18 protein-coding genes and 1 pseudogene are annotated in these 21,144 nt (G+C 64.0%); 7 read left to right on the top strand and 12 right to left on the bottom strand.

All coding sequences use genetic code 11. From position 1 onward, the window contains the following. Positions 1-18: 18 nt before the first annotated feature. Together ADBZ9O_RS07035 and ADBZ9O_RS07030 are read right to left on the bottom strand one after the other, a co-directional pair. Positions 19-873 carry an SDR family NAD(P)-dependent oxidoreductase gene (locus ADBZ9O_RS07035; protein ID WP_526529695.1) on the bottom strand — a complete coding sequence of 285 codons (855 nt, stop codon included), beginning with the start codon at positions 871-873 and terminating at the stop codon, positions 19-21. Between the two features lies 1 nt (position 874). Continuing rightward, positions 875-1,897, bottom strand: a complete 1,023-nt coding sequence (locus ADBZ9O_RS07030; RefSeq protein WP_526529693.1) for an LLM class F420-dependent oxidoreductase — start codon at positions 1,895-1,897, stop codon at positions 875-877. A 69-nt stretch (positions 1,898-1,966) separates the two neighbouring features. Between ADBZ9O_RS07030 and ADBZ9O_RS07025 the strand changes: the two genes are divergently transcribed. Further along, positions 1,967-3,460, top strand: a complete 1,494-nt coding sequence (locus ADBZ9O_RS07025) for an acyl-CoA carboxylase subunit beta (RefSeq protein WP_526529691.1) — start codon at positions 1,967-1,969, stop codon at positions 3,458-3,460. A 15-nt stretch (positions 3,461-3,475) separates the two neighbouring features. After that, entirely contained in the window at positions 3,476-3,883 is a 408-nt protein-coding gene (locus tag ADBZ9O_RS07020; RefSeq protein WP_526529689.1) for a lipocalin-like domain-containing protein, read from the top strand. Between the two features lie 9 nt (positions 3,884-3,892). Here ADBZ9O_RS07020 and ADBZ9O_RS07015 read toward each other — a convergent pair whose 3' ends face one another. Genes ADBZ9O_RS07015 through ADBZ9O_RS07005 form a run of 3 tightly spaced genes read right to left on the bottom strand, consistent with a single transcriptional unit; the run spans position 3,893 to position 6,362 of the window. Further along, positions 3,893-4,945, bottom strand: a complete 1,053-nt coding sequence (locus ADBZ9O_RS07015) for a TIGR03857 family LLM class F420-dependent oxidoreductase (protein ID WP_526529687.1) — start codon at positions 4,943-4,945, stop codon at positions 3,893-3,895. After that, positions 4,942-5,313, bottom strand: a complete 372-nt coding sequence (locus ADBZ9O_RS07010; protein ID WP_526529685.1) for a nuclear transport factor 2 family protein — start codon at positions 5,311-5,313, stop codon at positions 4,942-4,944. Before ADBZ9O_RS07010 ends, ADBZ9O_RS07015 begins: the two co-directional genes overlap by 4 nt. An 8-nt stretch (positions 5,314-5,321) precedes the next feature. After that, a complete protein-coding gene (locus ADBZ9O_RS07005) occupies positions 5,322-6,362 on the bottom strand; it encodes a phosphotransferase (protein ID WP_526529683.1) in 1,041 nt (346 codons plus the stop codon). Positions 6,363-6,425: 63 nt separating this feature from the next. Here ADBZ9O_RS07005 and ADBZ9O_RS07000 point away from each other — a divergent pair, with 63 nt between their 5' ends. Then, on the top strand, positions 6,426-7,043 hold the full coding sequence (locus tag ADBZ9O_RS07000; protein ID WP_526529681.1) for a TetR/AcrR family transcriptional regulator: 618 nt from the start codon (positions 6,426-6,428) through the stop codon (positions 7,041-7,043). 18 nt (positions 7,044-7,061) lie between these two features. On the opposite strand, the gene ADBZ9O_RS06995 is transcribed toward ADBZ9O_RS07000, so the two are convergent. Together ADBZ9O_RS06995 and ADBZ9O_RS06990 are read right to left on the bottom strand one after the other, a co-directional pair. After that, a complete protein-coding gene (locus ADBZ9O_RS06995) occupies positions 7,062-8,621 on the bottom strand; it encodes a flavin-containing monooxygenase (protein ID WP_526532917.1) in 1,560 nt (519 codons plus the stop codon). A gap of 113 nt (positions 8,622-8,734) precedes the next feature. Then, positions 8,735-8,908: pseudogene (locus tag ADBZ9O_RS06990) on the bottom strand (hypothetical protein); the annotation flags it as partial. A gap of 77 nt (positions 8,909-8,985) precedes the next feature. On the opposite strand from ADBZ9O_RS06990, the gene ADBZ9O_RS06985 reads away from it, so the two are divergent. The 3 genes from ADBZ9O_RS06985 to mig are packed head-to-tail and all read left to right on the top strand — an operon-like array spanning position 8,986 to position 12,276. Next, positions 8,986-10,002 (top strand): aromatic ring-hydroxylating oxygenase subunit alpha, encoded by a 1,017-nt coding sequence (locus tag ADBZ9O_RS06985; protein ID WP_526529679.1) that lies wholly within the window; start codon positions 8,986-8,988, stop codon positions 10,000-10,002. Next, positions 9,999-10,628, top strand: coding sequence for a cysteine hydrolase family protein (locus ADBZ9O_RS06980; RefSeq protein ID WP_526529677.1), 630 nt, complete (start codon positions 9,999-10,001; stop codon positions 10,626-10,628). Before ADBZ9O_RS06985 ends, ADBZ9O_RS06980 begins: the two co-directional genes overlap by 4 nt. 10 nt (positions 10,629-10,638) lie before the next feature. Continuing rightward, the gene (gene mig / locus ADBZ9O_RS06975; RefSeq protein ID WP_526529675.1) at positions 10,639-12,276 is read left to right on the top strand and encodes a medium-chain acyl-CoA ligase Mig; all 1,638 of its coding nucleotides are present in this window, start codon (positions 10,639-10,641) and stop codon (positions 12,274-12,276) included. A gap of 176 nt (positions 12,277-12,452) precedes the next feature. On the opposite strand, the gene ADBZ9O_RS06970 is transcribed toward mig, so the two are convergent. The 5 genes from ADBZ9O_RS06970 to ADBZ9O_RS06950 form a co-directional block, all read right to left on the bottom strand. Beyond that, positions 12,453-13,658, bottom strand: coding sequence for a cytochrome P450 (locus ADBZ9O_RS06970; RefSeq protein ID WP_526529673.1), 1,206 nt, complete (start codon positions 13,656-13,658; stop codon positions 12,453-12,455). Further along, entirely contained in the window at positions 13,655-15,103 is a 1,449-nt protein-coding gene (locus tag ADBZ9O_RS06965; protein WP_526532915.1) for an aldehyde dehydrogenase family protein, read from the bottom strand. The genes ADBZ9O_RS06970 and ADBZ9O_RS06965 overlap by 4 nt, the downstream gene beginning before the upstream one ends. Before the next feature lie 39 nt (positions 15,104-15,142). Then, the gene (locus tag ADBZ9O_RS06960; protein WP_526529671.1) at positions 15,143-15,991 is read right to left on the bottom strand and encodes a mycofactocin-coupled SDR family oxidoreductase; all 849 of its coding nucleotides are present in this window, start codon (positions 15,989-15,991) and stop codon (positions 15,143-15,145) included. Between the two features lie 32 nt (positions 15,992-16,023). After that, positions 16,024-17,571 (bottom strand): aldehyde dehydrogenase family protein, encoded by a 1,548-nt coding sequence (locus ADBZ9O_RS06955; RefSeq protein WP_526529669.1) that lies wholly within the window; start codon positions 17,569-17,571, stop codon positions 16,024-16,026. A gap of 87 nt (positions 17,572-17,658) precedes the next feature. Beyond that, positions 17,659-19,845 (bottom strand): molybdopterin-containing oxidoreductase family protein, encoded by a 2,187-nt coding sequence (locus tag ADBZ9O_RS06950; RefSeq protein ID WP_526529667.1) that lies wholly within the window; start codon positions 19,843-19,845, stop codon positions 17,659-17,661. 93 nt (positions 19,846-19,938) lie between these two features. On the opposite strand from ADBZ9O_RS06950, the gene ADBZ9O_RS06945 reads away from it, so the two are divergent. After that, a complete protein-coding gene (locus ADBZ9O_RS06945) occupies positions 19,939-21,084 on the top strand; it encodes a thiolase family protein (RefSeq protein ID WP_526529665.1) in 1,146 nt (381 codons plus the stop codon). Positions 21,085-21,144: the final 60 nt, after the last annotated feature.

Below are 21,144 nucleotides of genomic sequence, written 5' to 3'. Positions count from 1 at the left end.
TGCTTCGGACGGCCCACATCACGTGTCGCCGAGCACACCCAACGCGTCCTGCGCCCGCTCCTCATACGCGTGCCGTGCAGCGACGTCCAGGTCGAGGAACAATCGGTCCGCACCGGTGCGCCGGTTCAGCCAACGCCGCGCGCGCGGGCCCAGCATCGCCAGCACCGGTGCCACGAAACGCATCGGACGTGGCACCGCGACAAGGGTTCTCGGCTTGTTCAGCACGTCGACGATGGCCGCGGCGATCGCCTCTGGCGCGACCGGCTTACTCGATGCGGTTTCTCTGGTGCCTGCAATCAGCTCGGTCTTGGTAAATGGTGGCAGCACGGTGCTGACCTCGATGCCGTGGGAGGCGAACTCATCGGCGAGTGCGACCGAAAGTCCGACGACGGCGAACTTGGTACCCGCGTAGACCACCTGTCCGGGTACGGCGACCACCCCCGCCAGCGAGGCGATGTTGACGATGTGTCCGGCGCGCCTGGCCACCATCTCCGGCAGCACCAGCCGACAGCCGTTGAGGACACCGTAGAAATTCACTTCGATCGACGTGCGAATGGCCTGTTCGGTTTGCGATAGGAACGGTCCAACCGGCATCACTCCGGCGTTGTTGATCAGCACGTCGATATGTCCGCCACCGTCGGCGCGGGCCTTGGCGAGGAATATCCCGAACGACTCAGCATCGGCGACATCGAGCGGGTGACCGGACACCATGCCGGCGGAGGTGAGCGTCGCGACAGCAGTTTCCAACAGGGGGATATCTCGGTCGCCGATCACCACCCTGGCGCCGCGTGCGAGCAGCGCGTGCGCAGTGGCGTAGCCGATTCCGCGGGCGGCACCGGTGATCACGATCGTCTTCCCGTTGATTCTGTCCATCTCATGTCCCTCTCGGACTACGCAATTCCTCGAGAACTCCCGCTATTACCGGTTCCGTCGTACCGGCCGGAAATCCCGGCAACACCCGGTCGATCACTCCGGCGCACCGCTGCGCGAGCGCCGCCGCTACCGCATCAATAGGCGCGACGACCGCGAATGCGGCCAGCACCTCGTCGTCGATCAGCGCACTCATCGCATCCCAGTCACCGAGAAGGGAAAGTCGTCGCAACTCGGGTTGTAGCTCGCCCCAGCCGTGCAGATCCAGGACGCGACGGTAGGCCGGTGTTGACGCATAGAACGCGATCTGTTTGCGGAAGGTGCCAGCGGCGGTGGCCATTTCGGCCTCGTCGCGGCCGGTGACCACGAATACCGGACTGGAGATTTGGATCTCCGCGCGGTCGCGGCCGCTGCGTGCCAGGCCACGCTCCACCGCGGGAACCGTCACCTCGTCGAGGTAGCGCCTGGTGGTGAAGGCATGCGCCAGCAGACCGTCGGCCACCTCACCGCACATCTGCGTCATAGCCTCGCCAACCGCTGCGATGAACACTCGCGGCGCCGCGAACTCCGACGGCTCGGGGGTGAACATCGGCGTCATCAGTTTGTGCGTGTAAAACTCCCCCTCGAAGCTCAGCTTGGTGTCGTCCTGCCAGCACGACCAGATCTCCCGTAACGCGACAACGAATTCCCGCATCCTGCGAACGGGTGCGCTCCACGGCATCCCAAAGCGTTTCTCGATATGGGCCTGCACCTGAGTGCCGAGCCCTAGGATGAATCTGCCCTTGGAGTACGACTGCAGATCCCAGCCGACATTGGCCACGGTCATCGGGTTACGGGCGAAAGCGACCGCGATGCTGGTACCGAGTTCGATGGTCGAGGTGTGTTCGGCGGCAAGCAGCATCGGAAGGAAGGGGTCGTGGTTGATCTCCCCGGTCCAACAGCCGTCGTAGCCAGCATCTTCGAGTGCGCGAGCCACCGTGGGAACTCGGTCGAGTTGACTGGGTATCCCACGGTCTATCTTGAGCACTTGGCGAAGCTACAGTAAGCAATTCAGTATGGTCAACGCCTGAGGAGTTGTGATGACCTGGTTTGTCATATGACCGGGGCGCAGGACTGGGATGACACCCTGGCCGACCTGGCCCGGCGGCGGCGGCAGTCCTACGCGATGGGTGGCCAGGATCGGCTGACCAAGCATCGCAGTACGGGCAAATTGGATGCCCGCGCCCGCATCGACGCGCTGGTCGACCCCGGCAGCTTCCGCGAACTCGGCACCCTGGCGGGCGGTGACGTGGCCGCGGACGGCATCATCGCCGGCGCAGGCGAGGTCAACGGTTCACCGATCATGCTGGGCGCCGAGGATTTCACCACGGTCGCGGGCACCATTGGTCCGGTTAGCAACTCCAAGCGATACCGGATCGCCGAGCTGGCCGTGCGGAACAAGATCCCATTGGTGATGTTGTTGGAGGGAGCCGGATTTCGGCCAGGTAGACATAGCGGTCGATCACCCACAGATTTGATCGCGCAGGCCAAATGCTCGGGCCGCGTCCCGACTGTTGCCGCGGTCCTCGGGCCGTCCGCCGGTCATGGGGCACTCGTCGCTCCGGTCTGCGACTTCCGAATCATGAGCGCACACGGCGCGATCTTCACTGCGGGGCCACCTGTGGTCAAAGAGTCCACCGGAGAGGACATTTCAAAAGAGGACCTGGGCGGTCCCAAGGTCGCGATCGCCAGCGGTGTGGTGCACAACCTTGCCGACGACGACGCGGCCGTGCTCGATGCGGTACGCCGGTACCTGGGCTATTTCCCTTCGAGCGCATGGTCGTATCCGCCATCGCTGCCGGCCGGTGAGTCAACCGCGGCGCGCGCCACCCCGGAACTTCTCGATATTGTGCCCAGGGATAACCGGCGGGTCTACGACATGCGGGCCGTCCTCGACGTGGTCTTCGACCAGCGCGACTGGTTCGAGGTGCAACCGCGATTCGGCCGCGCCATCGTCTGCGCCCTGGCACATCTGGGTGGACATCCGGTGGCGGTTGTCGCCAACCAGCCCAATGTGATGGCCGGCTCCATCGACGCTGACGCCGCTGACAAGGCAGCACATTTCGTCATGGTCGCCGACTCGTTCCATCTCCCGATCATCTTCCTGGCGGATAACCCAGGCATGTTGCCGGGAAGCCGGTCCGAGCGCAGCGGCATTCTGCGCAGCGGCGCACGGATGTTCGCCGCTCAGACGATGGCCACTACGGTGAAATTGCACCTCACGCTGCGCAAGGCGTACGGGTTCGGCTCGATGGTGATGTCGCTGTTGGGTTTCGACGACCAGGTCGCCACCTTTGGCTATCCCGGTGCGACGATGGGCGCCATGAGTGCGGCTGCGTTAGGTGTGGCTTCCCACGCCGGGGAAGCCGCCACTGCCGAACTACGGAAAAGTGAGTTACAAGCGTCTTTCACCTCAGCGGAGAACCTGGGCTTCGACGAACTGATCGACCCGCGGGAAACCCGCGATGCGCTGCTGACTGCGCTGCAACGCGGACTGTCCAGCAGGCAGTCCGCCGCCGAACCCGTCACCCGCACCGCAATTTTGCCCTGACCATAGGAGGCACCGATGTCACTGGTACGCAACGCGATTCTGGGCAGCTGGGAGCTGGAGTCTTTCGCTTCCCGCGATACTGCCACCGGCGAAACCCGCTACCCGATGGGCAGCAATCCGCGCGGGCTGATCCTCTACACCGACGACGGGTTCATGTCGGCTCAACTGGCGCCGGAGGAGACCGCGGACACCGAAATCACCGATTACATCGCCTACAGCGGCCCGTTCCACGTCGACGAGAACGCGTCGACGGTGCGCCACGAGATGCGGATGGCCACCATGCCAGAGCTGTTGTTACAACCCCAGATCCGACAGGTGCGCCTGGAGCCCGGCCTGCTCATCCTGTCGGCCGGCACGACCGAAGCAGACCGCACCACGCACAGCACACTGATCTGGCGGCGGGCTACCCCCGCGAAGGAGTGAAGCACACCTTCACGACGGACCCGAACCACTGACCCGGTACTGGGTGACGATCGGTTCCAGCTCATCCGGAGTGGCGCCGTGCATGATGACTGCATCGGCGCCGTAGTCGAATTCCTTCCGGATCCGGGCGACGCATTGCGCCGACGACCCGGTAGCCGACGGTTCCAGCCACTCGTCCGGGATCAGCGTGGCGATGTGTTCGATCTGCTCGGCGGTGGCCTTGTGGTCGATACCGCCGGGCACGGAGGTGACCACCGAGTCCTCCCGGAACCGCTGCAGCACAGTCGGATCCCAGCCGTTGGTGCTGACCAACAGGTCGCCGTAGCCCTGGAGGTAGGTGGCCAGTCGCGCGACGGTCTTCTTCAGCCGCAGTTCCTCGGGCAGGTGATCACCGACGGTGGCGAAGCACGACCACACCTTGACGCTAGCCGGGTCCCGGCCGGCCTGCTCGGCGGCATCCTTGACGGTCTTCACCGCACGCTGCAGGGTTTCCGGCGTGAAATACGTGTGCAGGATGACGTCGTCGAACTCGCGACCACCCAGGGCCAGCGTCTGAGGGCCGAAGGCGACGATCGCCAGACGAATGTCCTCCCGGAAATCCGGGTCCAGGAACAGCACCGGATACTTCCCGATGGGCCCGTCGTGGTTGAAGATCAGCTCACCGTGCCAGAGCTTGCGCATCACCTGCGCGAAGTCCTCCATCTGCGCGGTGGTCACCGCAGGCACGCCGAAGGCGTTGTACATCGCGGCGATACCCCGCCCGATGCCAAGAGTGAACCGGCCCTTGGACAGTCGGTGCATGGTGGTGGCGTACGAGCCGGTGATCAGTGGATGGCGGGTGTTGTGATTGGTTGCCGCCGTGGCGATCTGCATCCGGTTGGTGACAGCACAGGCGGCACCGGTCAGCGACGAGGCTTCCTTGACGTTCCACCGTTCCGAGATGAATGCTGTGCCGAAGCCCAGCTCTTCTCCGCGGCGGGCCTCGTCCATCAGCCCGGCCGGACCCTCTCCACCGGCTCCCGCCAGCAGGTAGTAGCCCAGTTCATCGAGTACACGTGTCACTGCCAAACTCCTTGTTTGTAGCCACAATTCCAGACTTCGGTGATCCTGCCGTCGACCACACGGAATATCTCCATGCTCCCGATGGTCGTCTCGGTCCCATCTTTGAGTTTCATCGGCGACTGATAGACGATCGCGACGTGTTCGCCGTCGTCCCCGGCCACGACCACGTTGAGGTCGAAGCGAATCGTCTCGAACATCGCCCAGTGGTCGACAATGCGCGCCACCGCCTCCGCGTGGGTCAGCACCGTCGCCTCGCCGACCTCATGGCGTATGACGGTTTCGCCCATCAGCTCTTCCGCCAACGCGAAATCCCTGTGGTTCCAGACCACCAGGTTGTACTGCTCTACCACTTCGCGTGCAGTGCGCACCGCTGTACTCACCTGAATACCTCCAGGGCATGAATATCGTCGATGGTCGCCACTGCACGGTCGACGAGCGTGATGCACAGGGCGCGGGAACGTTGCGGTAGGGCATCCCAGCCCACCAGGGTGATGACGGGAAGCACCATCAGGTAGGCAACAGCGAACCGGTAATGCCGCCACGCGTCGGCGAATGTATAACCGGGGACACCGAGGTGGTCGAGATACTGGCGGACCAGGCTCTCATCCTGCCCGCGACGGACCTCTGCCGGGAGGCCCTGACTGACCAGGTACGCGATATCGGCCGTGCCGACGCCGCGGGACGCCATCTGAAAGTCGACGATTTTCAGGCGCTCTCCGTCGAAAAACAGATTGTCGGCCCGGATATCCCCGTGCAGCAACATCGATCCTGAACCCAGCGCATCCAGCGCCTGTGGGGCCAATTGTGCGAACTGTTCGGCGAAGCGTGCCACCGCCGGCGGCACGGGCGAGGACGAATTGGCAAGGTAGACCTGCCATCCCATGCCGAATACCGGGAGGAAGATATCCCGGGCCATCGGGGTGTCGATGCTGGGGAATTCATCTGGCAGCTCGGCGGTCAGCGACCAGGCGTGCAGTCCGGCCAGTTGCTCGATGCACAGCTGCGCCCGGTGCAGCGACAGCCCGGCCAGATGGTCGGCGTTCTCCCAGTCTGCGAGATCCTCGATCACCAAAGCGAAGTCAGCGGAATCGACGGCGCCCGCGGCGAAGTGGACGCGCGGTGTGTCGAGCGGCGACCGGTCGGCGACGTCGCGGTAGAAGGCGAGCTCCCGGCGGTAACCGCCCAACATCTCCATGGCGCCACGCGCCTCGGACTGCGCCGCGAGCTTGACGATCACCGTGGCAGGCACGTCGTTGCCAGTGAGGTGCAGTCGATACAGCAGCGACGAGAACCCACTGTCCATCGCGATCTGTTCGGCGCGGACACCGGTCACGTCACGGTCCAGTGCGCGGGCCAGCCATGTGGCGTCGACGTCGTCGATACCGGCAGGCACCCGGCCGGACGCCGGAGTCACCATCGCGCTCCTCTGATATTTGACGATAGACAAGCAACATAGTTGTCGCCCGTCTAATATGCAACGATGCCTTCTCCCGCGCGCGGACTCACCCAGCCGCAGCGCGTCGAGGCCTCGAGTCGTCGCCTCGTCGAAGCCGCCGCCGAGCTGGTCACCGAAAAGGGCTGGGAGGCAACCACTGCCGCGGAGATCGGGCGTCGGGCCGGCTATAGCCGTGCCATGGTGCACGCTCGTTACGGCAGCAAGGACGCCATCTTGGACGCGTTCATCGAGCACGGCTACGTCCAACAGGTGCTGCCCGGTCCTCAACCGGGCGCCACCGGGATGGAGAACGCGGTGGCCCACTTCGGTCGCATCCAGGACATGTATGCGCGGGACCGCAATTTTCTTCGGGCGATGTTCGTCATGACGTTCGAAGCGGTCAAGACCACATCCCCGGTGCGGAGCCGGCTGCAGACCTGGTTCGAGCGTGGCGTCGACGCGGTAGACAGTGGACTGCGCAGCGGAATTGTCGACGGGTCTGTCCGCCCGGACATCGACCTGGACAAGGCTGTCAGCGATATCAGCGCGGCGGGATTCGGTATCGCCTTCCACTGGATTGTGCTGCCCGAGCACTATGACCTGTCGCGCGAACTCGGGTACGCCCGCGAGCGCGTCATCCGGGAGTACGGCCCGCCGAGCTGACGATCTCGTCGATCACGCTCAGCCTAGATCGAAGCCCGCGTAACCGGTTGCCGCGATCTCGTCGCAGCGCCGGCGATACTCCGGGATGCCCCCGACGTACCCCATGTACCGGCGCTTCTTGCCCGGCACGTTGGCCCCGTTGTACCAGGAATTGCACGACGGGTGCATGAGTACGGTGGGTGCGACGAGTTCCGTGGTGTGCTCGATCCACTGGCGTTGGGCGTCCGGCGTCGCCTCGATGGTGCGGACACCCGTGGCTTTGAGGTCGGCGATACAGTCGCCGATCCACTCGACGTGTTGTTCCAGTGCGGCAACGAAATTGGTGGCCGCGGCCGGTGCACCCGGACCCTGGACGGTGAAGAGGTTCGGGAAGCCGGCGATCTGCAGACCGAGGTAGGACACTGGGCCTTCGTCGGCCCAGACATCACGCAACAGGATGCCACCGCGACCGTGGATGTCCATCTGGGTCAGGGCGCCCGTCATAGCGTCGAAGCCGGTGGCGTAGATGATCGCATCCAGCTCGTGCTCACCCTGCTCGGTTTCGATACCCGCTGACGTGACCGCACGAATCGGGTCCTTACGCAGGTCGACCAGGGTGACGTTGTCCCGGTTGTAGGTCTGGTAGTAGCCCTGATCGATGATCGGTCGCTTACAGGCGAAGGGGTGGGTGGGCACCAACGCCGCCGCCGTCGCCGGATCCTTGACGATGCGGGCGACCGCTTCGCCATAGAGTTCGGTCGCCCTCTGGTTGGCCTCGATATCGAAGAACACGTCGCCCCAGTTGAGCGCGCCCATCACGCCGCCTTCTTCCACGGCGCGTCGTTGGTCCTCGGCTGAAGCCGATTTCAGGGCCGGCCTGAGCAGCATCCCGAGCAACAATGAAAAGGCCGAGAGGCGCGCGGCTCCTACCGGGTGAGCCCGCTGCTCGGCGCGGATCTCGGCGTAGTTCGCTTTCATCTCGTCGAGTTCGCCGGCCTCGAACTTGCGCACCTCCCACGGCAGCGTGAACGCCGCCGAGCGCTGGAACACCGTCAGTTCGCGCGCTTGTCGAGCCACCACCGGTATCAGCTGCACACCGGTGGAGCCGGTACCGATGACGCCAACCCGCTTACCCGACAAATCGACACCGCCCTTTGGCCAGCGGCTGGTGTACAGCGACTCCCCCGCAAAGGTGTCCATCCCCGGGATATCGGGTTCCAGTGGCACTGAGAGGATTCCGGATGCCGCGATGACGAATGAGGCAACAAACTGCTCACCCGTAGCTGTCTCCAGCCGCCACTCGGCAGCCTCCTCGTCGAAGGTCATCGCGACGACCTTGGTGTGGAAGTGAATATCACGACGCAGGTCGAGTCGGTCGGCGACGAAGTTCAGATACGCCTCGATCTCCGGCTGGGCCGGCATCGTCTCCGTCCACTCCCATTCCTGTTGGATGTCCTCGGAGAAACTGTAGGAGTACTCGATACTCTCGATATCGCAACGAGCGCCCGGATAGCGATTGAACAGCCATGTCCCGCCAACATTCTCGGCCTTCTCCAATGCGACGGCACGGATCCCGAGCTCGCGCAGCCGGTGCAGCATGTACAGCCCCGAAAAGCCGGCCCCGATAACCACTGCTTCGTAGTTGCCGGGTTGTTGTGCACTCACTGATCGACTACCTCTCTGATCTGCGCATACCGCTGCGCGTAGAACTGCGCGGCCCTCGTGCGGATCAGTGGCGCGGGATCGGGCGACATCGCCCGTGCCTCCACCACGCAGTAGTAGACGTCGCCGCGTCCGACGAGTTGACGGGTGATATGCGAGCCGACGAATCCGCTTGCACGCATCACCAGTGCCGTGCGTGGAGTCCGCAGATTACTCGTGCCCATAATACTGTAAGTATTACAGTACCTATCTACGGAGTGCAGCCGATTCTGCGCAACCCTGCCCGAGGAGGGTCGCCACCATGAAAGTGCCGTTCACCTGGAAGGTCACCGGCTGGTTCATGATCGGTTGGACCGCAGAGCTCACACACGGCGATGTCCGTGCGGTGAAATTCTTCGGCGAGGACATGGCGCTCTACCGTGACGAGGCCGGCGAGCTTCACCTGTTGGAGGCGCACTGCAAACACCTAGGCGCCCATATCGGCCACGGCGGCAAGGTGGTCGGCGACTGTGTGGAATGCCCTTTCCACGGCTGGCAATGGGGCCCGGACGGCACAAACCGCTATATCCCTTACCAGCCCGACAAACCGAATCGCGGTCTGCGGCTGCGCTCGTATCCTGTCAAGGAGCAGTACGGCTGCATCTTCATGTGGTATCAGCCCCACGGGCAAGAACCACAGTGGGAGCTTCCCGATATCTTCTGGAAATTCCCTCAGTTCGAGACCGACCCGGATGCCTATTACCGGCCGTACCCGGAGTTCTCCAGCCGGGCCGATGCCATCCCGGTACACCCGCAGATCGTTGCCGAGAATGGGCCTGACAGTTCACATTTCCGGTATGTGCACGGCGCGTCGGTCACTCCGGTTTGTCTGCACTGGGAGAATGTCGACCAAGAGTGGCGGTTCCTGACGGGCTGGCCCGATGTCCACAGCGACGACCCCGAGGCGATGGCGTTGCGTATCCACAGCCACTTCTCCGGGCTCGGGTTCGCCATGAGCGTCTTCGAGGGGTCGTCGAATCACCGGCTGATTTTCGCCTGCACCCCGGTCGATGACGAGGTGTCGGACATGTTTTATTCGATCTGGTGGCCGAAGGTTCCCGGGGAGACCTCCGATGTGCCGCCGGAGGAGGTCCGCAAGAAGGTGGAACGTCAGTTCCTCAAGACGGTGTGGGAGGACGTCGACATCTGGCGCTGGCAGAAGTATGTGGAGCATCCGGCGCTATCGAAGATCGATGCCAAACCCTATCTGGCGATGCGTAAATGGGCCACGCAGTTCTACGACGTTCCCGCCACCCCACCCCATGAGGTGCCGGTGTGACACGCCTTGAGCGACTCGCCGGCCTGCTCGCCGCAGGTGATCTCGCGGTGGTCACCCAGGAGTTGCAGGGCGCCGTCGTCGGCCCCAACGCGGGTCTGGCAGCACTGGCACTCGAGGCGCGCGGAGTTGCGCTGCCCAATATCGCGCGGCTGCTGCCTGTCGCCAGGACCGCCGGGATTCCGGTGGTGCACTGCCTGGTGCAGCGGCGCCCCGACGGGCGGGGGTCCAACCACAATGCGCGCCTGTTTGCCGGGGCGGCCACGGGCGTGGCCATCGACGAGGGCAGTGAAGGCGCCAGCCTGCTGTCCGAATTCGGTCCCGAACCAACCGATCTCGTACTCCGGCGTTGGCACGGTATCGGCCCCATGGGGGGTACCGATCTTGATGCGATCCTGCGCAACTTGGGGGTGCGGACCATCATCGTCGTCGGCGTCTCCCTGAACGTCGCGATCCCCAATCTTGTGATGGACGCCGTCAATAAGGCCTACAACGTGGTGCTACCGCGCGATGGCGTGGCGGGTATCCCCCGCGAGTACGGCGAGGCCATCATCGACAACACCCTGGCGCTGCTGGCCACCATCACCACCACCGACGACCTGATTCAAGCTTTGCAAACCTCAAACTGACGGAGAAGTCATGGAATTCACCGTTCCAGCGGTGGCCGACGCGATCGCGACGGCCATCCCGGATCGCACCTTTCTGATCCAGGGTGAGCGCAGGTATTCCTATGCCGAGGTGATGAGCCGCGCCAACCGATTGGCGTCCTACCTACATGCGCAAGGCCTCGGCGCACACACCCCACGCCAGGACCTGGCGGGCCACCAGGCGGGCCAAGATCTGCTCGGCATCTACGCATTCAACGGCCCGGAGTACGTCGAAGGCCTTCTCGGGGCGTTCGGCGCCCGCGTCGCGCCATTCAACGTGAACTACCGCTACGTGAAGAACGAACTGCATTATCTGCTCAACGATTCCGGTGCCACCGCACTGCTGTATCACGCCGTCTTCGCCCCGCGGGTCGCGGAGATCCTGCCGGAGTTACCCGGGCTTCGGGTCCTGATCCAGATCGCCGACGATTCCGGCAACCCACTGCTCGACGGCGCAGTGGATTACGAGACCGTGCTGGCGGCCAGCGCACCGACACCGCCGCCGGTGACTTCCTCACCCGATGACCTCTACGTGCTCTACACCGGCGGCACCACCGGTATGCCCAAGGGTGTGCTGTGGCGTCAACACGACATTTTCATCGGATCCTTCGGCGGTCGAGACCTTTACAGCGGCAGCGTCTTCACCTCGGTGGACGACATCGTCGAGAAAGCAAAGGACGCCCCAGGGGTGACGGTGATGGTCCTGCCGCCCCTGATGCACGGAGCCGCACAGTGGGCCGTGATGACGGCCTTGACCACCGGACGCACCATCGTATTCTCCTCTGTGACAGACCGACTCGACGCGCACACCGTTGCCGCCGAGATCGCCGCACACCAGGTCAACGTGGTGACCATCGTCGGCGATGCGATGGCCCGGCCGCTGGCTGAAGCGATTGAGACAGGCGCAGCGGATGTCTCGTCGTTGGCAGTGGCAGCCAACGGAGGTGCTCTGCTCACGCCCACCACCAAACAGCGCCTGATCGACGCGAAACCGGGCCTGCTGGTCATCGACGGCGTTGGCTCCTCCGAGACCGGTGCGCAGATGACCCACATGTCCGCCACGGGCGCGGTCTCGACCGGGACATTCCAGCCGGGTCCTGACACGTTCGTCGTCTCCGAGGATCTCAGCGGCGTGCTGGTTCCGGGCCACGACGGTGTCGGCTGGTTGGCTCAGCGCGGACCGGTACCGCTTGGCTACAAGGGCGACCCCGTCAAGACCGCTGCCACCTTCCCTGTCATCGACGGCATCCGCTTCGCCGTACCCGGTGATCGCGCCACGCACCTGGCGGACGGATCGATCCAGCTCCTGGGCCGGGATTCGGCGACGATCAATTCCGGCGGTGAGAAGATCTTCGCCGAAGAAGTCGAAACGGCGGTCGCGTCACATCCCGACGTGTTCGATGTCGTGGTCACCGGCAGGCCGAGTGAACGGTGGGGTCAGGAAGTCGTGGCCGTGGTGGCTCTGGTTGCCGGTGCGACTGCCGATGCCGAAGCGCTGATCGCCCATGCCGGCACCTCGCTGGCCCGGTACAAGTTGCCGAAAGCAGTGGTGTTCCGACCGGCGATCGAACGCAGTCCCGCCGGTAAGGCCGACTATCGGTGGGCCAAAGAGCAAGCTGCGCAACCGTAATGGGCCGGAGGCAGCTCGCAGGGGGTGTATAGCTCCTGCCCGGCTCCGAGCGACAACTGCCATACCGCACCCGCGGCTGATCCCGTTGTCGCTCAGAGGCGGCCGAAAGCAACCCCTACTCGGCCAGGGACTCGTGTGGCAAAAGTGGCCAGCGGTGTTTCGATCACCGCACCTCGCTACAGCACCCGAACTGGCACATTGCTCCAGCCTGCGACGTTCTGCATGTTCACCCTTCGGCAACGCGCGAAGTCCACCTCGAAGCGGGGCATGAAGTCGAGCAATTTCTCCAGTGCAATTGCGCTCTCCATCCGGGCCAGTGCGGCACCGAGGCAGCTGTGGATGCCATAGCCCAGACCGAGATTCTGCGCCTGGGTCCTGTCCCGGTCGACATCGAATGTGTCTGGGTCGGTCCAGGCCACCGGGTCCCGGTTGGCCGAACCACCAACGAGAAACACGGGTTTACCCGCCGGAATGGTGACACCGTGCAGGGTGATCTCCCGCAGGGAGCATCGCACGTTGTATTGGGCGGGCGCCTCGTAGCGCAACAACTCCTCCACCGCGAACGGGATCTTGTCCCGGTCGTCCTGCAGCTTCTGCCATTGCTCAGGATTCTGACCGAATACCACCGCCGCATTCCCGATCAGCTTGGTCACCGTCTCCGCACCGGCGCCGCCCAAAAGGGTGGCGAACTCGGTGATCTCGATATCCGTCAGGACGCCCATCTCACCGTTGTCCCGCTCGATCTCCGATGTGATCAATTTGCTCAGCAGATCGTCGCCGAGCTCACCGCGGCGCCTCTTGGTGAGTTTGTAGTAGTAGACCGCCATATCGACGGCGGCCTTTACCCCGGACTCGCTCATCTCTACCTGACCGGACTCACGATGCAGCAACTCATCGATCCAGAGCCGGACCCGCTGGCTATCCTCCGCTGGAACCCCCTGCATGGTGGTGATCACCTCGACGGGGAACAGCGCCGAAAAGTCCTGGACCATATCCCAGTAACCGTTGCGGTCGATGACGGAAAGGTACTTGTCGATCAGTGCGCTGACCATCGGTCGCTGCGCCTGAATCGCCCGCGGCGTGAAGACCTTGTTCAGCAAACTGCGCATATGACGGTGGGCGGGTGGGTCCATCGCGATGATCGATCCGTGTTCGGTCACCTCGCCCTTGCGCACCATCGCCAGATCGACACCGCGGCTCGACGAGAAGGACTCGTAATCCTTATATGCCGCAGCAACATCGGCGTGTCTGGTGAGTGCATAGAAGTCGTACTGCTCGTTGTAATAGACCGGTGCCTCTTCGCGCATACGACGATACGTCTTATACGGGCCGTTGAAGAAATCGTCCGAAAACGGATCGAACACCAACGTGGCTGTCGTCATATCTTCTTCCCCTCCAGCCGACGCCGTTCCAGACGGCGGTGCGTCCGGTTACGAGCCATCCGTAGGGTGGCGTCAGCGTAGAACTTCATTGGTGCCCGGAATGGCGGAGATGCCGAACCGGTGATACTGAATGGCAGATCCGATCCCACCACCGACCGATAGTGCGTGAACGCGTCGAACCCGGCCTTACCGTGGTAAGCCCCCATCCCGCTGCGTCCGACACCCCCGAACGGCGCCGCCGACGGAATCATCTGGGCAGCAAAGTCATTGCGAGCCACACCGCCACTGCGGGTGCTGCGGACAAAGGTGTGGAAGTCGTCGCTGTCCGGTCCATACCAGTACGCCACCAGCGGCGCCGGCCGATCGTTGACGTAGTCGACGACCTCGGATAGCCGCTGGTAGCCCATCACGACCAGCACCGGTCCGAAGATCTCCTCGGCGGTGATCCGCATCTCGGCGTTGACCCCATGGACGATGGTGGGCGCGATCTTGCGGCTGGCGCGGTCGGGGAGCAGTTCACCGTCGGGCGCGACCGGCTCGACGGTGGCGCCCTTGGCGTAGGCATCATCGAGCAGACCGAGTACCCGGTCGTAGTTCGGTTCGTTGACGCAGGAACAGTAGTCACCGTTGGTCAGTACCGTAGGGAACATCTCACGCAAGGTCTGGCGCGCGGTCGCCAGGAATGTCTGCAGTCGCTCCTGCGGGACGAACACGTAGTCCGGGCACACACAGACCTGGCCACCGTTGACCATCCGCGCCGCCGCGACACGTTTTGCCGCGCGGTCGATATCGGCGTCGAGGGCCACCACCACGGGGTTCTTTCCACCAAGTTCGAGGGTCACCGGGACCAGGTGTCGCGCCGCGGCCTGCTGCACCAGGACGCCGATATCTGGCGATCCGGTGAAGAAAAGGTGATCGAATGGCAATCTGGTGAACGCCGCTGCCACGTCGCGACCACCGGTGACCACCGCCAGTTCGCTCGGATCGAAGTAATTCGGGGCCAACCGCCCCATCAGCCCTGCTGTGCGGGAAGTGATCTCAGACATCTTGATCATCACCCGGTTACCCGCCGCGAAGGCGGCGGCAGCAGGCAGCAATACCAGGTTCACCGGAAAATTCCACGGGCCGATGATGCCGACGACGCCCAGTGGGGTGGGCTCGACCTCGGCTTTCAGCCCGAACAATCGGGCGCCACGCATCAGCTTGGCAGGTCGCATCCACTGCGCAACATGGGATCTGGTGTGCTCGATCACCGGGATGATGCCGACCACCTCGGTGAAGAGCGTCGCCGCCTTCGATCGGGTGCCGAAGTCGGCTGCCATCGCCGCCACGAAGGCATCGGTATTCTCCAGCAGCAGAGCCAGCAGCCGGTCAATCCGGTCGCGGCGCAGCTCGACACCGGGTGGGCCGTCGGCGACGAAAGCCCGCCGCTGCAGAGCCAGGATGTCCTCGACGCCCGCGGGCAAAGTGGCGGTCACCGTCGCTCAGCCCTTATAGGGTTTCGCCTTGACGAATCCGCCCGCATCGACCCGCAGTTGGGTCCCGGTGATGTAGCGGGAATCGTCGCTGGCCAAAAACACCACCGCATTGGAGACGTCCTGCGGTTCGATATAGGGCACCGGCATCGCCTGCATGGCGGGGAAGGATGCCTCGGCCTCTTCGCGCGTCGGCTCAGCCAGGTCGGGTCGGAACACCCGGTACATCCCGTCGTTGTGCAGCATATCGGTGTTGACGTTGGTGGGGTGAATGGCGTTGACCCGAATCATCCTTTGGGCCAACTGAATCGACAGATCGTTGACATAGCGCGCGATGATCTGCTTGGCAAAGCTGTAGGCCGACCCCCCAGGACCCTGGGTGGTCGAGCTGCCGAGCAGGGCGGCCAGGGAACCGGTAGCGATCACCGATCCACCGTCGTTGAGATGCGGCAGGCTGGCCTGGATGACGTTGAACACGCCGACCAGGTCGGTGTCGATGGTGTCCGACCACGACTGGATGGTCTGACCCTTACCCATCGCGCAGATTCCCGCATTGGCCACCACCACGTCGAGGCGGCCGAGTTCGTCGACGCCGTCTTGGATGGCCTTCCACACCGCGGACCGCTCGCGGACGTCGACGATGGCGGTGTAGACCCCCACGCCCTCTTTCTCGACGAGTTTCCCGGTCTCTTCGAGATCCTCGGGCCGCGCCAGCGGATAGGTGTTGCCGGGCAGGTCCTCGCAGATATCGAGCGCGATGATGCTGGCGCCCTCGGCCGCAAGGTTGATGGCATGTGAGCGCCCCTGGCCCCGCGCGGCGCCGGAGACCACCGCTACCTTGTTATCCAGCTTCCCCATGTGTTCCATCCCTTTTCGCTGTTTGCGTCATGTCATTTCAGGCGGGGCATCCGCACACCGATGGTTTTCGTCTCGAGGTACTGCTCGAAACCTTCGATACCGCACTGCCTGCCGATCCCGCTGCTCTTGTAGCCACCGAACGGAGCGTCGGCGCCGTAATACATCCCGCCGTTGACACCGATCGCACCGGTTCGGATCCGACGCGCAACGCTCATGCCGCGCTCGGTGGACCGCGACATCACCGCACCGGCCAGCCCGAAAGTACTGTCGTTGGCCAGCCGCACGGCTTCGTCATCGTCGTCGAAAGCAATGATCACCAGCACCGGTCCGAAGATCTCGTCCCGGGCGATGGGCGCGCTGTTTGCGACACCGACGATCACCGTCGGCGCGACGTAATGGCCACCACGCAGATGCTCTGGCAGACTCTCGTAAGCCCCACCGCCGGTGGTGATTTCCGCACCGGACTCCCGCGCCTGCGCGCAGGCAGCGAGGATCTTCTGTTTGGCCGCCGCGCTGATCACCGGCCCGACCAGGGTGTCGGCATGTGCCGGGTCGCCGACCGGGACATTGTCGAATACGGCAGTCACGCTGGCCACCGCGTCGTCGTAGAGCGATCGATGTACCAACATCCGGGTGGTCGACGCGCAGGCCTGTCCGGCATGGATGCAGACACCGACCGCGCTGGGTACCAGGGCAGCGGGGTTAGCGTCGTCGAGGACGATCAGGGCGGACTTGCCGCCCAGTTCGAGGAAGGTGCGCCGCATCGTGTCCGCACCCTGGCGCATCAGACCCCGGCCCACCGCTGTCGATCCGGTGAACGAGATCATGTCGACACGGGGATCCTCGCCCAGTCGCGCCGCGACCGCGTTCGACGACGTGGGGACGACGTTGATCACACCGGCCGGAATATCGGTGTGTTCGGCGATCAACCTGCCCAGGCGAGTGGCATTCCACGGTGTATTCGGGTCGGGCTTGAGCACTACGGTGTTTCCGGTCGCCAGGGCCGGGCCGAGCTTGTTGAGGATGACCTCGATCGGGAAGTTGGACGGGGTGATGGCGCCGACGACACCGACGGCTTCCTTGACCACGGTGCGCACATTGCGGTCACCGAACAGGCCGCCGCCGTGGAGCGTTCGCTCCCAATCGAACTCGTCGATCAGGCGTGCCGGGTAGCGCAGCGACTCGGCCAGTGGCCAGTCCAGCTGAGCGGTCTGAGTGGTCATCACCGGACAGCCGGCTTCGGCGATCAGTTCCTCGCGCAGGTCTTCTTGTTCCGCCTCGATGGCCACCTGTAATTGCTCGAGGCAACGCTTGCGCAGGGTTTTGTTGGTCGACCAGTCGGTGTTGTCGAAGGCGCGACGCGCGGCGGCGATCGCCCTGTCCATATCTTCGGGGCCGCCCGATGTCGTCTGCCCCAGCACCAGACCGGTGGCTGGGCTGACATTGTCAAAACGCTCTCCGGAGGCGGACTCGGTGAGCTGACCATCAATGAGCATCCGGATTTCGGCACGTCCCGCGGCGCGCCTGCCGATCTCCACGCTCGGGGTCGACTGATCCGCCATCAGGCCCGGTGGTTCCATCACCTGCCACCTCCTGCACTTCGGCGCCGCTCGAACCCACGTGGAACGATCAACTGTAACGTTTACAGTATCCTAGGCCAACAGCGGTCAGACACGCTCCACCCTGACCGGAATACCGGTCAGCATCGACATCCCGGCCAACGCCTCCACATCGGCTGGATCAGTGGACATCAAGTGGTTGACGTTGGTGCCGCCCGCGCTGTTGGCGACGCTCCAGCCGCCGGTGCCCTTATGCCCCCAGCCGTGCGGAATCGCCACCGTTCCCCGGACGATATCGGAGGTCAACGCGACCGGGAGGGTGATCCGACCGTGGGCAGACCCGACCGCGACGGTGTCACCATCAGCGATCTGCAGGTCAGCCGCATCGTCACGATGCATCAGAGCTCGACTAATTCTGTTGCCGCGCATCAACAGTGGCGAGTTGTGCATCCACGAGTTCTCCGAGCGCACCTCACGCATGCCGATCAGCCGGAGCGGATAGTCGGCCGGGGCGGCTCGCCGTGACAAGGCGGCGACCTCGGCGGCGATACCGTCGTGAACCAATCGGGCCCGCCCGCCCCGGTAGACCACAACCTTTTTCAGCACACCGGTCTTGAGATGGGGAGCGATCACTACCCCGTGCGGCCGCTCCTCGGTGAGTCGACGAAAGGTGAGGCCGCCACGGCGCAAACCGAAGCGGTCGCCACCCTCGGCGAGCCGGATCATCATGTCGATCACCGGCCGCGGATGAAACTCAACGCCGAAAACGCCCAGTAGTTTGCGAACGAGGCCAAGACCGGCGAACGCTGGAGTGCAGCTGGCCATCCGGCGCATCAGCTCATCGATGATCTCCCACTCCGAGCGAGCCTGTCCCGGCGGCTCGGCCACGGCCGCGGTCGCCTGCCGGAACGGGGTGGCCTGGAAGGTCTGGAACGTCACGGCGAAATCGTCACGCTCGTACATCGTGGTGACTGGCAGCACGTAGTCACAGTGCGCGGTGGTCTCATTGACGTAGAAATCCAATCCGACCATCAGGTCAAGTGAATCCAACGCCCCTTCCAACTCATCACCGTTGGGGACAGACAGCACCGGATTTCCGGCGCTGACGAACATCGCCCTGATCTGGCCCGCACCGGGAGTCGTGATCTCTTTGGCCATCAGCGCTGCGGGCTCGGCACCGATCACGGCGTTGAAATTGCCCACCCTGGTTCGTTTGTGGCGGTAGTTGAACCGCAGGACCGCACCCATCATCACCATCCCAAGACGCTGACCGGGAATGCCGAGGACGCTGAAGACACTGCCGCCCGGTTGATCCAACGTGCCTGCCACCAGGTTCACCGCATCGATCAGGTACGACGTCAGGGTGCTGTTGCGACCGACGCTGACGCCGAAACGCCCATAGACCGCCGCGCGGGGTGTGTTGGCCAGATCCCTTGCCAGCGTGCGCACCTCGGCTGCCGGGATACCGGTGAAGGATTCGGTCTCTTCCGGGGTGAACCGCGCGCACTGCTGCTCCAGCCAGTCCAGCCCGTCGGCCTGGGATGCCGCCAGATCGCGGGCGGCCAGCCCCTCGGCGAACATCACCTGCAGCAACGACAACAGCAGATATGCGTCGCCATCCGGCACGATACCGAGCCATTCGAACTGGGCGGCCGTTTCGGTCCTTCGCGGATCGACGACCACCACTCGGCCGCCACGCTTGACGATATCGTGCATGCGGTCCTTGATCCGCGGGGCGGTCAGGAAACTGCCATGGGAGACAATGGGATTGGCACCCAGCATGACGAGTAGATCGGTCCGCATCAGGTCGGGGATCGGCACAGCCAGCGGCGCCCCGTAAAGGAACTGGCTGGCGATCAGCCTGCTACTCGTGTCCTGGGTCGAGGACGTGAGGTAGTGGCTGCGCCGGCCGATCCCCTTGATGAAGGCCATCACCCCGAACAGGTGGGTGTAACTGAACGCCGCCGGATTGCCCATGTACCAAGCGAATGCGCCCGATCCATGCCTGCGGTACAACCGGGTCAACCGGGCCGCGATATCGGACATCGCCTCGTCCCAACTGACCGGTTCGAAACCATTGGCCCCGCGTCGAAGCGGCACGGTGACCCGATCGGGGTCATTGACGACCTCAGCGAAAGCGATGCCCTTCTGGCAGGCGAATCCCGAGGACAACGGATGGTCCTTATCGGGGCGCAGCGATGTCAGGCGGCCGTCCTCGACGGTGGCGATCATGCCGCACAGCGGTTCACAGATCCGGCAGAACGTCGGTTTGTGCTCGACAACAGGAGCCACCATTGAGTGCCTTCCGGGTAGGGGAATCCAGTCCCACTAGATACGATACTGTAAGTATTACGGTTGCACTTCACATCGAGTATTGAGGTTATGCACATGCACGACGTGGCCATCATCGGCGTGGGCCTTCACCCGTTCGGTCGATTCGAGGGAAAATCCGCGATGGAGATGGGCGTTGACGCGATCTTCGCCGCGGTCGCCGACGCGGGGGTCCAGTGGAAGGACGTCCAGGCCGCCACGGGTGGCAGCTGGACGGTCGCCAACCCCGACGCGATCGTGGGCATGGTCGGGCTGTCTGGAATTCCGTTCACCAACGTGTTCAACGCCTGTGCCACCGCCGCCAGCGCAGCCAAGGCGTGCGCGGACGGTATCCGACTCGGCGACTACGACATCGGTATCGCCGTCGGCTTGGACAAGCATCCCAAAGGGGCGTTCACCGAGGATCCCGCGCTGGTCGGCATGCCACGGTGGTATGCCGAGAACGGACAGTACCTGACCACCAAGTTCTTTGGCATGAAAGCCAACAGCTACACCCATGACCACGGTATCTCGCACGCGACCTTGGCCAAGGTGGTCAACAAGAACCTCCGCAATGGTGCACTGAATCCGAATGCGTTCCGCCGCAAGCCCATTCCTGAGGAGCAGATCCTCAATGCCCCGATGCTGAACTATCCGCTCACCCAGTACATGTTCTGCGCGCCTGACGAGGGGGCAGCCGCGGTGGTGATGTGCCGCGCGGATATCGCGCATCGCTACACCACGAAACCGGTCTACCTCAATGCTGTCGAGGTGCGCACCCGCAGCTACGGAGCCTACGAAGTGAACACCACCTTCGCCCCCGTCGACTCCGATGTCGCACCCACCGTCTATGCCGCTCGCGCCGCCTTCGAGCGGGCCGGAGTCTCCCCCGACGACGTCGACGTCATCCAACTGCAGGACACCGACGCAGGCGCCGAGATCATCCACATGGCCGAGTGTGGTTTCTGCGCCGACGGCGAGCAGGAGAAGCTGATCGCCGACGGTGCCACCGAGATCGGTGGCACGATGCCCATCAATACCGACGGTGGCCTGATCGCCAACGGTGAGCCCATCGGCGCGTCGGGTCTGCGCCAGATCCACGAGCTGGTCCGTCAACTCCGCGGCGAGGCCGGGGACCGGCAGGTTCCCGGGTCGCCGAAGGTCGGGTTCGCCCAGCTCTACGGCGCACCCGGTACCGCCGCCGCCACCATTTTAACCACCTGAGTTTTTTGCCGAGCAGACGCATAAGTCCCTCAACACGCTGACGCCGGATGGACTTATCCG

Source organism: Mycobacterium sp. (genome assembly GCF_965229105.1).
In the GTDB taxonomy this organism is placed as follows: domain Bacteria; phylum Actinomycetota; class Actinomycetes; order Mycobacteriales; family Mycobacteriaceae; genus Mycobacterium.
Note: the sequence above shows the minus strand (reverse complement) of the source record. Positions and strands in the feature narration are given on the sequence as shown.